The following is a 14,007-nucleotide window of genomic DNA, read 5'->3' as shown; positions in this document are numbered from 1 at the left end:
TCCCGGCAGGTTTTCCCGGCGCGCTAACCCCTATGCGCCTCGGTCCGCATCGAACCCGCTACATCGGGGGCCGCGTCGGAACGGATGTCGATGCGCCAGCCGGTCAGCCGCGCCGCGAGCCGTGCGTTCTGACCTTCCTTGCCGATGGCCAGGGAGAGCTGGAAGTCGGGGACCACCACGCGCGCCGCGCGCGCCTCCGGATCCACGATCGTCACCGAGACAACCTTCGAGGGGCTCAGGGCATTCCCGACGAAGGTGGCCGGATCGTCGGCGTAGTCGATGATGTCGATCTTCTCGCCCGCCAGCTCGCTCATCACGTTGCGCACGCGCTGGCCCATGGGCCCGATGCACGCGCCCTTGGCGTTCACGCCCGGCACATTCGTCCGCACGGCGATCTTGGAGCGATGTCCGGCCTCCCGGGCCACCGCGACGATTTCGACCGAGCCGTCGGCGATTTCGGGCACCTCGAGCGCGAACAGGCGGCGCACCAGATTCGGATGTGTGCGCGAGAGCGTGATCTGCGGACCGCGCGGGCCGCGCGAGACGCCCACGACGTAACACTTGATCCGGTCGCCGTGCTCGTAACTCTCCCCGGGCACCTGCTCGGCGGGCGGGATGAGTCCCTCCGCGCCGTGCGCCTCGCTACCGATGCGCACCACGACCGTGCCGCGGGCGTTCATGCGGGCGTCGCGCTGCACGACGCCGCCGACGATATCGCCCTCGTGCGTGGAGAATTCGCCGAAGGACTTCTCGTTCTCCGCATCGCGCAGCCGCTGCAGCACGACCTGGCGGGCGGTGGTGGCCGCGATGCGGCCGAAACCCTCCGGGGTGTCGTCCCATTCGGAGATCACGTTGCCGTCGGCGTCGAGTTCGCGGGCCATCACCCGCACCACGCCGGTCTTCTGGTTGATGTCGATGCGCGCGTTGGGCTGATGGCCCTCGGTGTGCCGATAGGCGGTCAGCAGCGCGGACTCGATCGCGGAGATCACCGTCTCCATCGAGATCCCCTTGTCGGCGACTATCGCACGCAGGGCTTCGATTTCGATGTTCATTCCACGATCCCTTCGGTCGACGCGGCTACTGGTTCCTGTGTTTCTCCATCTGTGACGTCCACGGACTCCCCGGCGCCGGGCTCCGGGCGGCCGGGGGCGACTCCCCCGGCGAGCTCCATCTCCGCCGCGCCGGGTGGGGAGAATTCCACCTGGACGACGGCCTTTTCGATATCGGCGAGAGGCACGGTGACGCGGTGGGGTTTTCGTTTGCCGCCGAGCACGAGCGCGACCTCGGTGTCGGTGGCGACCCCCACCCTGGCCTCGAAACGGTCACTGTTTTCCGGGGCGGACGCTCCGGGGCGTAATTCGACGCGCACCTTGCGGCCGCGGGCGCGGCGCCAATGCCGGGGCGCGGTCAACGGCCGGTCGATTCCCGGCGTGGTGACCTCGAGCAGATATGCGGTCTCGCCGAAATCACCGGCGTCGTCGAACGCCTGGGAGACTTCCGAACTCAGCTCCGCGATCTCGTCCAGGTCCACCCCGGAATCGCTGTCCACCACGACCTGCACGCGCGCCTGCGACCGCCCGGCAGCCGTTATCGCCACGCCCTCGAGGTCGAATCCTCGGCGCTCGACGAGCTCAGCAACAAGCTGGCTCACCCTTTCCTCGGTCGGCATCGGCATATGGGGCGGCTCCTGGTTCAGTTGTGGCGAGGTGGAGTTGTCGGTATAGGTCCTGGTCGGACCCAGTCGGCGCGCGGGCTCGACGGAATACTCCGCCGAAGGTCTAGCGTAACGCGCCCGAAGAGTGTAAAGGACCAGCCAACCTGCTCCAGTTTCCCATGGGGGTTCACGGCTTCTCGACAGTCGAAGGGGCAGTTCACAGCGTGTCGAGTGGGCTCGGCGGATTGTCTCGCCACAATCCCTGGCACGATGTAGGCGTGCCGCGCACCCATATCGTCGACCCGCCGCCACGGCCGGGCGCTGTCGCAGTCTCTCCGCCGTCCCTGAACCGCCGATCCATGCTGCGGATCGCGGGCGGGAGCGTGCTGGCGGCCGGCGCCCTGAGCGCGGCGGCCTGCTCGCAGGAAGCGCCCCCGGAACCGGATATCCTTCTGGCACAGGAACAATCGGCCCGCACCGACGCGGTGTGGGCCCGGGCCGCGGCCGCCGTGGCCCCCCAGCGGACCGCCGCGCTCACCCTGATCGCCAACCAGCGCACCGAGCACGCCGACGCCCTGCGCGCCGAAATCGACCGCGCCCTGGGCGTATACGGCGACGGCACCAAGCCGAGGTCCGGCACCCCGCCGGTGGCCGAACCACCCGCACTCGCACCCCCGCCGACGCTGGCCGCCCTGCGCGACCAGCTCACCCGCTCCCAGCGCTCGGCCGCCGACCTCGCCGCCACCCTGTCCGGCTACCGGGCGGGCCTGCTCGCCTCGATCAGCGCCTGCTGCGCCACCCACGCGGGAGTCCTGCTCGCATGAACAACGACCACCAAGCCCTCGCCGAGGCCCTGTCCGCCGAATACGCCGCCGTCTACTCCTACGGCGTCATAGCCGCCTACGCCTCCCCCGAACGCACCAGGATCGTCGCCGAGTACCTGGCGGCCCACCGCGCCCGCCGAGACGCCACCATCGACGCCCTGAAATCCCTCGGCGCCCCCCTCCCCAGCCCCGCCGCCGCCTACACCCCACCCTTCCCGGTCAACGACCCCATCCCCGCCGCCAGACTCGCGGTGGCCGTCGAATCCGACACCACCGCGGCCTGGCGCGCGGTGGTCGAACGCGCCACCACCCCCGAACTCCGCCGCACCGGCATCGAGTCCCTTACCGAATCGGCTGTACGCCTTGCGACTTGGCAATCGATTCTCGGGACGAACCCGGCGACGGCGGCGTTTCCGGGGAAGGGGTGAGTCGGCGCCGCATTCCCGTCAACCGGCTGCTTCGGTCTCGTCGAACAGCTCCTCCGCTGTATCGACGGTGGCCGCGCGGCGTAGCCACCGTCCGAGCTGATCCAAGTCGCTACAGGTGGTGATGCGGCGGCGGGCGTTCTCGGTCACGGGAACACCGCGGGCCTCCAGCACCAGCAACAATGCCTGTGCCTCGCCCTCGGCCTTCCCCTCGGCCTTCCCCTCGGCCCTGCCCTCGGCGACGTAACGCCGAGCGAACTCGCTCTGGTACTCGTAAGTCTTCATAAGCTCCTCCCAACGGCGCTTGGCCTCGCCGGACAGAGCGGACGCGACCATGTCATAGTACATTCTTCCCAGCTCACCCTCGGTTTTGCGGAGCGCGACGAGGGTGGCCGCCAGCACGAACTCACCGGCCGGGCCGTCACCGTGGGCGAGCGCCGACAAGACCGCTTGCTCCGGCGCGGCAATGGCCTCGGCAAGGTCGGTGATGGCGGGAATGCGGTCCGGCCCGAGGACCAACGGATGGAGTACGAGGCCCGGGTGGCCGAGAGCAATCGGTCTTCGGCACCAGGCGGCGACATCCCGGTCCGGAGCTACGACCAATAGATAAGTTGGGCATTGCAGCCGCGCGCGAAGCGTGGCCAGATAGACCGGCCACTTCCAATGGCGCGCATCGTCCTTCCCGCGTTGGATTTCTACACAGATTCCGGCCTGCGCACGACCGACCGGGTCGTACAACGCGAACGCGCCGTCGCCCCGGAACTCCTTCGGGCCGACGTCCGTGAAATCGCAAGACTCGGTGTGTGCACGATCGGAATCGGGAATCGGCTCGCCGAACACATGCCGTAAATACCAGGCCGCGAGCATCGGCTGGGGCCGAAACAGTTCGACCAAACTTTCGTGCTGGTGACCAGGCATACATGGCACGGTACGCCGAGGTGACGACGAGTGCTTCACGGTCGAATGCCCAACTCCACCAACGCATTCCACAATCGGCGCGCCGCAAGAGACACGCCGAAAAGTGCTCGAATTCAGCTCACATCGATCGAATACTGCGGCTTGTAGATGCCAACGGCGAGCCGCACCAGATCTGCCACCTCCGCGGCCGTCATCGAATCCTGATCGAAACCGTCGCCGTGGACGAAATTGTCCACCAACGCCGGAAAGGCCTGGGCGGGGGCCATTCCCGTATTCACCAGGCGCTCGAATTCCTCGGCGAGGTTGTGGCCGGTGCTGATCGCGCCGTACGGGGAGGTGATGGCGAGTCTGGCCAGGCCGCCGCCCTTGACGCCCAGCGAGCTCAGGAACGCTCGGTCGCCGTCGCTGACGGGGGTGGTGGTCGTGCTCGGGACGGCGGCGATGGCCTGCGCGGTCGACGGATTGTCGGGGCCGTAGGAGCATCCCGTCAATCCGGCGACCACGACCAGCAGACCCAGGGTGGGCTTGATCACGTTCCGAGATAACCGGATTCGTGATCGGTCCGCAAATCGAACGGGGCTCAGCCGCGGACGCGGGCGAGGACGGTTCGCACGGCCTCCGCGGCGGGGATCTCCTCGCTGGTCCCGGCGAAGCGGTCACGCAGCTCCACCTTGCCCTCGGCCCAGCCGCGGCCGACCACGAGGATCAGCGGCATGCCCAGCAGTTCGGCGTCCTTGAACTTCACCCCGGGCGAGGCGGTGCGGTCGTCGAGCAGGACCTCGAGACCGGAGGAATCCAGTTCGGCCGCAACCTGTTCCGCGCCCGCGCGCGCCGCCTCGTCCTTGTTGGCGATGACCACGTGCACGTCGAACGGCGCGACCTCCCTGGGCCAGCGCAGCCCCTTGTCGTCGTGCTGCTGTTCGGCCAGCACCGCCACCATGCGGGATACGCCGATGCCGTAGGAGCCCATGATCAACCGCACCGGCTTGCCGTTCTCGCCGAGCACATCGACCTCGAACGCGTCGGTGTACTTGTAGCCGAGCTGGAAGATGTGCCCGATTTCGATGCCGCGCGCGGCGTGCAGCACGCCGCGGCCGTCGGGCGAGGGATCGCCGTCGCGGACCTCGGCGGCCTCGATCGTCCCGTCGGGGGTGAAGTCCCGACCGGCGACCAGGCCGACCACATGCTTGCCGGGCGCGTCGGCCCCGGTGATCCACGAGGTTCCGTTCACCACGCGGGGATCGACCAGATACCGAATGCCGTTGTCCTGCAGCGCCTTCGGGCCGATGTAACCCTTGACCAGGAACGGATTGGCCCGGAAGTCCTCCTCGGTGAGCAACTCCACCTCGGCCGGTTCCACCGCCGCGCCGAGCCGCTTGTCGTCCACCTCGCGATCGCCGGGCACGCCGATGCCGACGATCTCGGTCTTGCCGTCGGGGTGGTGCAGCTTGACCATCACGTTCTTGAGCGTGTCGGCCGCGGTGATCGGCCGCCCGAACCGCTCGGCCACCGCGGTATTGGCCCACTCGACCAGCGTGGCGATGGTCGGGGTGTCGGGAGTGTCGTACACCTGCGCCGCGGGCTGCCCCTCGATCGGAATCTCCGGCGGCGCGGGCGTGACCACGGCCTCCACATTCGCGGCATAGCCGGACTCCCGGCAGATCACATAGGTGTCCTCGCCCACCGGGCTGTCGGCCAGGAACTCCTCCGAGGCGCTGCCGCCCATGGCGCCCGAGGTGGCCGAGACGATCACATACCGCACCCCGAGCCGGTCGAAGATCTTCCGGTACGCCTCGCGGTGGGCGTTGTAGCTGTTCTTCAGCCCGTCCTCGTCCAGATCGAACGAGTACGAGTCCTTCATGACGAATTCCCGCCCGCGCAGGATGCCCGCGCGCGGCCGCTCCTCGTCGCGGTATTTGGTCTGGATCTGATAGAGGATGACCGGCAGATCCTTGTAGGAGTTGTACTCACCCTTCACCGTGAGCGCGAACAGCTCCTCGTGCGTCGGCCCGAGCAGGTAGTCGCCCTTCTTGCGGTCCTGCAGCCGGAACAGGCTGTCGCCGTACTCGGTCCAGCGCTTGGTGGTCTCATACGGTTCCCGCGGCAGCAGCGCGGGCAGCGAGATCTCCTGGGCGCCGATCGCGTTCATCTCCGCGCGCACCACATCCTCGATCTTGCGCAGCACGCGCAGACCCAGCGGCAGCCACGAGTACACACCCGGCGCGACGCGGCGGACGTATCCGGCGCGGACCAGAAGCTTGTGGCTGGGCACCTCGGCGTCGGCGGGATCGTCACGCAGGGTGCGCAGGAACAGGTGGGAGAGACGGGTGATCACGGATGCACAGCGTAGCCCGTGCTCCGGCGATGTCCGAAAGGCATCAGCCAATTCGGCTCCTGCCTCCCAGCCTCAACCGTTCGCGCCGGTACCGTATCGGCTCGTGCTGGTGATCCTGCCTCCCTCCGAAACCAAGTCCGATGGCGGCGAACTGGGCCCGCTGGATCTGGACGCCCTGTCGCTGCCGCAGCTCACCGCCGTGCGCGACAAGCTGATCACCGAGCTCATCGCGCTGGCGGGCGACGCGGCGGCCGCGCGCGGCGCCCTGGGTCTGGGCAAGGGGGCCGACGCGGAGATCGCCCGCAACGCCGCCCTGCGCACCTCCCCCACCCGCCCGGCCCTGACCCGCTACACCGGTGTGCTCTACGACGCACTGGCCGCCACCTCGTTCACCAAGACACAGCGGGACCGGGCCTTCGAACGCCTGGCCATCGGCTCGGCCCTGTTCGGTGTGGTGCGCGCGGCCGATCCGATTCCGGCCTATCGGCTCTCGGGCGGCTCGAAGCTGCCCGGCCTGCCGACCCTGTCCTCGATCTGGAAGCCCGTCCTGGTCCCGGCGCTGCGCGAGGAGACCGCCGGTCGACTGGTCGTCGATCTGCGCTCGGGCACCTATCAGCAACTCGGTCGCATCCCGGGCGCGATCACCGCCACCGTCCTCACTGAACGCCCCGACGGCACCCGCACGGTCGTCAGCCACTTCAACAAACACCACAAGGGCCTGCTCGCCCGCGCCCTGGTCCTGACCCGTTCCGAGCCGACCACCATGCGCGAGCTGGCGAAGGTGGCCGAGCAGGCGGGGCTGCGGGTGGAGATCGCGTCCTCGACGGAGTTGCTCGTCCTCACCTGACCGACCGGCCGCCGGAGCCGAACGAGGGCGGGGCGTCCTCGGCTGCGCTGCCCCAGTCCGGATCCGGGGTGTCGGAGAGCGCGTAATCCAGTGCGCCGCCCGGTGTGCGCCGCCGCGCCCGGTACCTAGCCGCACGCGAGATACTCGGCCAGCCCCGGATGCTCCTCGTGACCCCCCGATTCTTTCCGGGTACGACCGCACCCCTCGTCATCGGTTCCAGCGCCCGGTGCGCATCGAAATCCGTTGCACCGAAGGCGTATATGGAGGCGACCATGATGTGGTACGGATCGCCGTTCATCACCCCGGTGTAGTCGTTGGCGACCGTCCGCGCGACGCCACGCCGCATGATCACTTCGTGACAAATGAATTCGAGGGTGCATATGGCGTGAACTCTCGAAATACGCTCGGTTACCGGAATCTTTCCGATTCAGCCGTTTTCGCGATTTGCCTTACGTAACCGATTACCTAACTTGGGATATCCCGGGGCGTGTCGTAATGTTGGCGCGGCGCGTGGACGACGCCGCCGATCCCAATGCATTGCCGAGGAGCTTGGCGTGGGCAAACATGCCACCCGAGAAGACAAAATGGCGCGCGAGGAAAAAGCCCTGCGCGAGTTGATCGACCGCCTCACCGCCGACTACGGGGACGAGTATTCCCCGGGGCAGATCGAGGATGCCGTGGTATCGGCGCTGGGTCGCTTCGAGGGGCATTCGGTGCGCGACTTCGTTCCGATTCTGGTGGAGCGGATCGTCCGGCGGCATCTCGAGGTCGACGCGACCGTCTTCGCGGAAACCGCTGCGCCACAACCGGTTGCGGTCGAAAGCCCGACCACCTCCGAATTCGCGGAGCGGCTGCGTTCGCGCATTCGAGGTTACGCCGCCTCGCCGTGGTCCGCGCGCAAAGTGGCCGTTCCCCTCGCCGCGGTCGTCGTGGTGGCCGTCATCGCGATCGCCCTCGGCGCGACCGGGGGTGAACCGACTCCCCCTTCCGCCGCGCCGACGGTTCTGCGCGGCGTGGTCGGGTCGGAGAAGCACGCCTTCTTCAGCGATCCCGAGGTGGTGCGGGCGCTGGCGCACAAGGGAATTCGCGTCGAGGTCGATCCGGCCGGTTCCCGGCAGATTGCCACCTCGGTGGATCTGGGCAAGTACGATTTCGCCTTCCCGTCCAGCGCCCCGGCGGCCGAACGCATTCTGCGCCAGCGCAATCTCACCGCCAAATACACGCCCTTCTCCTCCCCGATGGCGATCGCGACATTCAAACCGATCGCCGATCTGCTCACCGCCGCGGGTGTCGTCCGGCCGGGCCCCGTCCCGAGCTTCGACATGAACCGCTATCTGGACCTGATCGCCACCGGTGTGCAGTGGGATCAGCTACCCGGCAACACCGTCTACCCGGTGCGCAAGAACATCCTGGTTTCCACCACCGACCCGCGCACCTCCAACTCCGCGGCCATGTATCTGGCCATCGCGAGCTACGTGGCCAACGACAACACCATCGTCCGCGGCCCGAGGGCCGAGGAGTTCGCGGTGCAGAAGATCGCGAAACTCTTCGTCGGCCAAGGCTTTTCGGACAATTCCAGCGAGGGACCGTTCGACCAGTATCTCTCGGCGGGCATGGGCCCCACCCCGCTGGTGATGATCTACGAATCCCAGTACGTCGAGGCGGTCGTGCAGCACCGAATCAAGCCCGAGATGACGCTGCTCTACCCCTCCCCGACCGTGCTGTCCCGGCACACCCTGGTCCCGCTCACCCCCGAGGGCGACCGCATCGGCAGGCTGCTGTCCACCGACCCCGAACTCCAGTCCCTCGCGGCCCGGCACGGTTTCCGCACCGACGATCCGGCCCAGTTCGCCCGGGTCGCGAGCGAACACCGAGCCCCGGTCGCGGACCGACTCATCGACGTCGTCGAGACCCCCGCCTACGACACCCTGGAACACCTGCTCGACGGCGTGGCGAAGTCCTACAACTGATCCCGGCCGCGCCGGGCTGGTGATAAGCGCAACTTCCTAGCATCCTTCTCGACAAGACGCTGGTACCTTCAGTTACATGTACCTGATCCGCGCTCGAGGAGGGCGGTGACACGTTGCTGAAGCAGCGTTCGTCGTCTCGGCCCCGATGGGAGGACCGGGCCGATTACCGCTGGGTCATCGGCTTCCTGCGGTCGCACTCCGTGCTCGGCTGGACCAAGCTGCTGATCGGTCTCGGCGGCGCGATGATGCTGGTCAACGCCACTCTCATGGCGATCAGCCCGGCCGGTGTGCGCGGTCCCGTCGGAATGACCGTCAACACGCTGGCTGCCACGATCGGGGGGCTGTGGGCGCTGCGCTGGTGGTTGCTGCCCTGGCCGAGCGAGTGCGAGTCGCTGACCTGGATCGCGTTGGTCGACCTCGTCGTCACCGCCGACAGCCTGCTGGTGGCGGACCGGGTGCTGGGGGCGATGGGAATACTCATGCTCGTCGCCGCCGGAACCTATCTGGCGGTCTTCCACCGTCCACGCGTACTGGCCCTGCACGTGTGCTGGACGCTGCTGTCGGCCGTGGCGCTGGCGGTGCTCACCGTCCACGGCAGCGGCCGCTGGCACGGCGATCTCGCCCTGGGCGTCGCGCTCGTCATCGCCAATGCCGCCCTGATCGGCCTGGCGATTCCCACGATGCACCTGTCCCACCTGCTGCTGCGCCTGGACTCGCTCTCCGATCCGCTCACCAGGCTGTTGAATCGACGCGGCCTGGATTCGCAGCTGTCGCAATGCGGCGGCTACGGCCGCGATCCGCTCTATGCGATAACGCTGGATCTGGACCGCTTCAAGACCGTGAACGACACCTACGGCCACCCCTTCGGTGACGAGGTCCTGAAGCGAACGGCGAACCGGCTGCGCGCGGCGGCCGACGCCGACGCCCTCATCGCGCGGACGGGCGGGGAGGAATTCGTGGTAGTCGGGCGCGGCCGCGACCAATCGGCCGCGGCCGTCGCCGAACGCCTTCGCGCCGCGATCGAAACCATGCCCGACCTCCCGATCACGATCACCGCCAGCGTCGGGGTCGCGCTGTTCACCCGCTCCGGGCCCCGGGATCGCCGAGCCCGGTTCGATGCCCTGCTGGCCTCCGATGCCGCGATGTACGAGGCGAAGCGCCTCGGCGGCAACATCGTGGTAACCGCCGAATCGGCGCGGCCGGTCGCACGCTGATCGGTAGCCCCACGACCTGTGCACTAGCGGTGTGCACCGTCGGGGTGTACTACTAGTACATGCCCCTGCCTCGCTTCCACCGGCTGTCAGCGCAGCGCCGCGCCGAGATCCTCGGCGTGGCGCGCGAACACTTCGCCCGCGACGGCCATGCCACCGCCTCCTACAACAAGATCGTGGCCGCCGCGGGTATCTCGAAGACCTCGGCGTATCAGTACTTCGACGGCCGCGAGGATCTGCTCGAGACCGTGCTCACCGATGTGCTCGACCGCCTGGCCGCCGCACTGGGACCGTGGACGCCCGCGACCACCGCCGCACACTTCTGGCCCGGCCTGCGCACGGGCATGCTGCGGCTGCTCGAACATCTGGCTCACCACCCCGATGACGCGGCCCTCGTGGGGGCGGCCGCCGAGCGCGCCGCCCCCGGTTTCGACCGCTGGCTCACCGCGGTGCTCGACAACGGCCTGGCCATCGGCGTCATTCGCCGCGATATCGATCCGGCCCTGCTGTCCGCCGCCACCGGCGCGGTCTTCCACGCCGCCGATGCCTGGCTGCTGGATGCCCGCCGAGCCGGTCACGCCGCCCCGGGTGCGGCCGAGGCGGTCGATCAGGTGTTACAGCTGCTCGCCGGGCTCTGGCGGCCCACGGATTCCCCTGTGTGAGAGGACGAATCGCATGCACACCGACATCGACTGGACCATCCCGCCGACGCCGCCGGGTTGGCGGGGACGGCTCTTACGCTTCCTGGGCCCGGGCAAGACCCGCGCGGAGGAGACCGTCGAACTGGTCGGCGGCGCGCTCGGCGTGGCCGTGATCGCCTGGTATCTCTGGCATTTCGACGCCGCCGCACAGTGGCCGGCCTGGAAGCTGGCGCTGATCGGCGTGCTCGCCGTCGATCTGGTCGGCGGCGTCCTCACCAATGCCACCAATGCGGCCAAACGCTGGTACCACCGCGATGCCCCCGGAATCGTCAGGAAGCGAAGGACTTTCGTCGCCCTGCACCTGGCACACCTGGCCGCCGTCGCCTTCGTACTGCTCCCCGCGGCCTGGGACTGGTTCGCCGTCAACGCCGTCTTGCTACTCGCCGCGGCCGCGCTCATCGAACGCGTCCCCCTCGGCGTCAAGCGCCCGACCGCCATGGCCGCCTGGCTGACCGTCGTGACGATCACCCCGATCGTCTACGCCCTACCCACCGCCCTGGCCTGGTTCACCCCCATCTTCTACCTCAAACTGCTGATCTCCCACCTGATTCCGGAAGCTCCCATGCAACAGCGCCATGCCTGATATCGATACGGCGCCCACCCCCGCGGCCTGTGCCGCCGTCCTGACCGCCGCCTTCGCCGAGGAGCCCGGCATGCGCCACCTGTGCGGCGACAACACCGTGACCCGCCGCACCTGGTTCACCGCCACCCTCGCCATGCTCGCAACCGCCCCCGGCTTCCACCGCTACGCCATTGCCCCCCAAGGCATTCCACACGCGGTAGCCCTGGTGACCACCCCCGAGACCAAGCCCCCCACCCCCGCCCAACTGCGCTGGACCCTACGGGTGGCCCGCGACTGCGGTCTCCCCACCGTAACCCGCACCCTGCGCTACCTCCGCGCCACCGCCCACCTCAAACCCCCCACCGCCCACACCCTCGAATTCATCGGCGTCCACCCGAATGCCCGCGGCACCGGCGCGGCCCGCCTCCTGCTGAACACCATCCACCCCACCCGCCCCCTGTTTCTCACCACCGCCGACCCCCGCAACGTGTCCCTCTACCACCACTGCGGTTTCGAAACCACCACCCAACTCCGAATCGATGGCCTAACCGTCACCGCCATGATCCGGCCACCGCGGTAATCCACGATTTCCCCGGTTGACCTGACGGATCAACGCCGCCTGGCGGAGGACGCGGAAGTTGTGGGTCAGGGCGGCCCTGGAGATCGGGAGGCCGAAGGAACAGTGGCGTTCGGCGCCGTCGGGGTCTATGAGGTGTGCCGTAGCTACAGTGGGCTGATGAGCAACGCCGAAATGGATCCCGAGCTGATCGAGCTCGCGTCGAAGGTTTTCGATTCGGCACGCACCGGCGACGCCCAGACCCTGGGCGCCTACCTCGATGCCGGGGTTCCGGCGAATCTGACCAATGACCGCGGCGATACGCTGCTCATGCTGGCGGCGTATCACGGGCATTCGGATGCCGTGCGCATCCTGCTCGACCAGGGCGCCGATCCGAATCGGGCCAACGACCGCGGTCAGACCCCGCTCGCGGGCGCGGTCTTCAAGGGCGAGAACGAGATCGTCGAGGCACTCGTCGGCGCGGGCGCCGATCCCGACGCCGGGACGCCCTCGGCGCGGGATTCGGCGGTCATGTTCGGCAAGTCGGAATTACTGGAGCTCTTCGGCTGATAGCGCCCCGGCCCGATCAGCGCAGGCGCGCCATCACCTTCGCGAAGGCGTGCATATCGTGGCTGGTGAGCGTGAAATAGGTGATGCCGTACTCCGCGCGGAAATGCCGCAGGGTATCGGCGATCTCGTCCTCCGAGCCGTGCAGGACATTGGGAATCGTGAGCAACTGCTCGTCCGAGTAGTCCGGGTAGAAGAATCGAGGAAAGGCCAGATTCGGGGCACCGGAACCGGTGATGTGCACGGCCAGGACCATCATATTGATCTCCAGCTCGGCGATCCGCTCACCCGCGGCGCGGCGCAGCAGCGCGATGCGTTCGGGCAGCGTCCCCCGCACCGTGGGGTCCTCGCCCGGCACGACACCGGCCAGGCCGACGGTATCGGCGAGGCGCGCGCCCATGCTCAGCAGCCGGTCTCCCTGCCCCGCGACCGCGATCGGGACATCCGGTCGCGCGGGCCGGGGCCGATGACTCGGATCGGCCAGCAGCCGCCGGACCTCCACGATGGTCTGTTCCAGATGCGAAATGCGTTCTCCCGCACTGGGAAACGACAGTCCCGCCGCCTCGAACTCGTCCCGCGCATACCCCGCCCCGAGCCCCAGCTCGAACCGCCCGTCACTGAGCTGATCGACCGCCGCGACATCGCGGGCCAGCAGCGCGGGCCGGTGAAACGCGGCATTCAACACGAACGTGCCCAGCCGCACCCGCGATGTGACCTCGGCGGCCGACATCAGGGCGGGAAACGGAGCCACCATCCCGAGGTGATCGGGTACGAGCAGCGTATCGAAACCGAGGTCCTCGACCAGCCGGGCCGCCTGCTGCCATTCACCCCGGGAATCCGAGGCACGCATGCTCACACCGAACCGGAACTCCCGCACGACATCTCCCTTTCGTCATCGACCGTCTCGGCCCAGCTTCGCCGAACGCGGGCGCCCGCGCACGGGAATTTCCCGCCGCCGGGACCTATTCGGCGACCCCGATGTCCTCGAACCACAGCTCCGGCCGTTCGGCGATGAACTTCTCCATCATCGCCACACAGCGCGGGTCGTCCACAACGGTGATCGTTACCCCGTTCTCGGCCAGCCACTCGTGACCGCCGTGGAACGTCCGAGCCTCCCCCACGACGACCGCGCCGATGCCGAACTGGCGGACCAGCCCACTGCAGTACCAGCACGGCGACAGGGTGGTCACCATGATGGTGTCGCGGTAGTCCCGGCGGCGGCCCGCATCGCGGAAGGCGTCGGTCTCGGCATGGACGCTCGGATCGTCGTTCTGAACGCGGCGATTGTGCCCGCGCCCCAACAGATTTCCCGCGCTGTCGAACAGCGCGGCCCCGATCGGAATGCCACCCTCGGCGAGCCCCCGTTGCGCTTCCTCGTACGCGACCTCCAGCAAACTCTCGGTATCAACCATGTCGATCATGCTGCCACCGCCGGTA

At 68.3% G+C, this 14,007-nt stretch carries 17 protein-coding genes; 9 read left to right on the top strand and 8 right to left on the bottom strand.

Going from position 1 to position 14,007, the window contains the following annotated elements:
- Nucleotides 1-23: 23 nt before the first annotated feature.
- Both nusA and rimP read right to left on the bottom strand, forming a co-directional pair.
- Nucleotides 24-1,052: a transcription termination factor NusA gene (nusA, locus tag NDR87_RS11325; RefSeq protein WP_251911333.1), complete on the bottom strand. Its 1,029-nt coding sequence runs from the start codon at nt 1,050-1,052 to the stop codon at nt 24-26.
- Nucleotides 1,049-1,675 carry a ribosome maturation factor RimP gene (gene rimP, locus NDR87_RS11320; RefSeq protein ID WP_251911331.1) on the bottom strand — a complete coding sequence of 209 codons (627 nt, stop codon included), beginning with the start codon at nt 1,673-1,675 and terminating at the stop codon, nt 1,049-1,051. Before rimP ends, nusA begins: the two co-directional genes overlap by 4 nt.
- A gap of 257 nt (nt 1,676-1,932) precedes the next feature.
- Here rimP and NDR87_RS11315 point away from each other — a divergent pair, with 257 nt between their 5' ends.
- Nucleotides 1,933-2,478 carry a hypothetical protein gene (locus NDR87_RS11315; protein ID WP_251911328.1) on the top strand — a complete coding sequence of 182 codons (546 nt, stop codon included), beginning with the start codon at nt 1,933-1,935 and terminating at the stop codon, nt 2,476-2,478.
- Nucleotides 2,475-2,906, top strand: coding sequence for a ferritin-like domain-containing protein (locus NDR87_RS11310; RefSeq protein WP_251911326.1), 432 nt, complete (start codon nt 2,475-2,477; stop codon nt 2,904-2,906). Before NDR87_RS11315 ends, NDR87_RS11310 begins: the two co-directional genes overlap by 4 nt.
- A gap of 18 nt (nt 2,907-2,924) precedes the next feature.
- On the opposite strand, the gene NDR87_RS11305 is transcribed toward NDR87_RS11310, so the two are convergent.
- The 3 genes from NDR87_RS11305 to NDR87_RS11295 form a co-directional block, all read right to left on the bottom strand.
- Nucleotides 2,925-3,797: a hypothetical protein gene (locus NDR87_RS11305; protein ID WP_251941119.1), complete on the bottom strand. Its 873-nt coding sequence runs from the start codon at nt 3,795-3,797 to the stop codon at nt 2,925-2,927.
- A 137-nt stretch (nt 3,798-3,934) separates the two neighbouring features.
- Nucleotides 3,935-4,354, bottom strand: coding sequence for a hypothetical protein (locus NDR87_RS11300; RefSeq protein WP_251911321.1), 420 nt, complete (start codon nt 4,352-4,354; stop codon nt 3,935-3,937).
- Nucleotides 4,355-4,401: 47 nt separating this feature from the next.
- Complete coding sequence (locus NDR87_RS11295) at nt 4,402-6,156, bottom strand: proline--tRNA ligase (protein ID WP_251911319.1); 1,755 nt, start codon at nt 6,154-6,156, stop codon at nt 4,402-4,404.
- Nucleotides 6,157-6,259: 103 nt separating this feature from the next.
- Between NDR87_RS11295 and yaaA the strand changes: the two genes are divergently transcribed.
- Nucleotides 6,260-7,003, top strand: a complete 744-nt coding sequence (gene yaaA / locus NDR87_RS11290; protein WP_251911317.1) for a peroxide stress protein YaaA — start codon at nt 6,260-6,262, stop codon at nt 7,001-7,003.
- Here the strand turns inward: yaaA and NDR87_RS11285 are convergent.
- Nucleotides 6,996-7,349: a hypothetical protein gene (locus tag NDR87_RS11285; protein ID WP_251911315.1), complete on the bottom strand. Its 354-nt coding sequence runs from the start codon at nt 7,347-7,349 to the stop codon at nt 6,996-6,998. The genes yaaA and NDR87_RS11285 overlap by 8 nt on opposite strands.
- A 208-nt stretch (nt 7,350-7,557) precedes the next feature.
- Between NDR87_RS11285 and NDR87_RS11280 the strand changes: the two genes are divergently transcribed.
- From NDR87_RS11280 to NDR87_RS11250, 6 genes are all read left to right on the top strand, one after another.
- Complete coding sequence (locus NDR87_RS11280; RefSeq protein WP_251911314.1) at nt 7,558-8,973, top strand: three-helix bundle dimerization domain-containing protein; 1,416 nt, start codon at nt 7,558-7,560, stop codon at nt 8,971-8,973.
- Nucleotides 8,974-9,086: 113 nt separating this feature from the next.
- Nucleotides 9,087-10,187, top strand: coding sequence for a diguanylate cyclase (locus NDR87_RS11275; RefSeq protein ID WP_251911311.1), 1,101 nt, complete (start codon nt 9,087-9,089; stop codon nt 10,185-10,187).
- Between the two features lie 59 nt (nt 10,188-10,246).
- Nucleotides 10,247-10,846 (top strand): TetR/AcrR family transcriptional regulator, encoded by a 600-nt coding sequence (locus tag NDR87_RS11270; RefSeq protein ID WP_251911307.1) that lies wholly within the window; start codon nt 10,247-10,249, stop codon nt 10,844-10,846.
- Between the two features lie 13 nt (nt 10,847-10,859).
- Nucleotides 10,860-11,468: a hypothetical protein gene (locus NDR87_RS11265; RefSeq protein ID WP_251911304.1), complete on the top strand. Its 609-nt coding sequence runs from the start codon at nt 10,860-10,862 to the stop codon at nt 11,466-11,468.
- On the top strand, nt 11,461-12,027 hold the full coding sequence (locus NDR87_RS37255) for an N-acetyltransferase (protein WP_286013359.1): 567 nt from the start codon (nt 11,461-11,463) through the stop codon (nt 12,025-12,027). Before NDR87_RS11265 ends, NDR87_RS37255 begins: the two co-directional genes overlap by 8 nt.
- A 156-nt stretch (nt 12,028-12,183) precedes the next feature.
- Entirely contained in the window at nt 12,184-12,573 is a 390-nt protein-coding gene (locus NDR87_RS11250) for an ankyrin repeat domain-containing protein (RefSeq protein ID WP_251911298.1), read from the top strand.
- Nucleotides 12,574-12,589: 16 nt separating this feature from the next.
- Here NDR87_RS11250 and NDR87_RS11245 read toward each other — a convergent pair whose 3' ends face one another.
- Nucleotides 12,590-13,447: a TIGR03621 family F420-dependent LLM class oxidoreductase gene (locus NDR87_RS11245; RefSeq protein WP_251911295.1), complete on the bottom strand. Its 858-nt coding sequence runs from the start codon at nt 13,445-13,447 to the stop codon at nt 12,590-12,592.
- A gap of 85 nt (nt 13,448-13,532) precedes the next feature.
- Nucleotides 13,533-13,982 carry a nucleoside deaminase gene (locus NDR87_RS11240; RefSeq protein ID WP_251911292.1) on the bottom strand — a complete coding sequence of 150 codons (450 nt, stop codon included), beginning with the start codon at nt 13,980-13,982 and terminating at the stop codon, nt 13,533-13,535.
- Between the last annotated feature and the right edge of the window lie 25 nt (nt 13,983-14,007).

Source organism: Nocardia sp. CDC159 (assembly GCF_023740735.1).
Lineage (GTDB): Bacteria > Actinomycetota > Actinomycetes > Mycobacteriales > Mycobacteriaceae > Nocardia > Nocardia pulmonis.
The sequence above is the reverse complement of the archived record's forward strand: the minus strand, read 5'-3'. Positions and strand labels throughout refer to the sequence as shown.

Excerpts from the sequence above, each read along its gene's own strand:
- NDR87_RS11310 (WP_251911326.1), top strand. The coding sequence starts at position 2,475 with ATGAACAACGACCACCAAGCCCTCGCCGAGGCCCTGTCCGCCGAATAC.
- NDR87_RS11270 (WP_251911307.1), top strand. The coding sequence starts at position 10,247 with ATGCCCCTGCCTCGCTTCCACCGGCTGTCAGCGCAGCGCCGCGCCGAG.
- NDR87_RS11265 (WP_251911304.1), top strand. The coding sequence starts at position 10,860 with ATGCACACCGACATCGACTGGACCATCCCGCCGACGCCGCCGGGTTGG.
- nusA (WP_251911333.1), bottom strand. The coding sequence starts at position 1,052 with ATGAACATCGAAATCGAAGCCCTGCGTGCGATAGTCGCCGACAAGGGG.
- NDR87_RS37255 (WP_286013359.1), top strand. The coding sequence starts at position 11,461 with ATGCCTGATATCGATACGGCGCCCACCCCCGCGGCCTGTGCCGCCGTC.
- NDR87_RS11285 (WP_251911315.1), bottom strand. The coding sequence starts at position 7,349 with ATGCGGCGTGGCGTCGCGCGGACGGTCGCCAACGACTACACCGGGGTG.
- rimP (WP_251911331.1), bottom strand. The coding sequence starts at position 1,675 with ATGCCGATGCCGACCGAGGAAAGGGTGAGCCAGCTTGTTGCTGAGCTC.
- NDR87_RS11250 (WP_251911298.1), top strand. The coding sequence starts at position 12,184 with ATGAGCAACGCCGAAATGGATCCCGAGCTGATCGAGCTCGCGTCGAAG.
- NDR87_RS11240 (WP_251911292.1), bottom strand. The coding sequence starts at position 13,982 with ATGGTTGATACCGAGAGTTTGCTGGAGGTCGCGTACGAGGAAGCGCAA.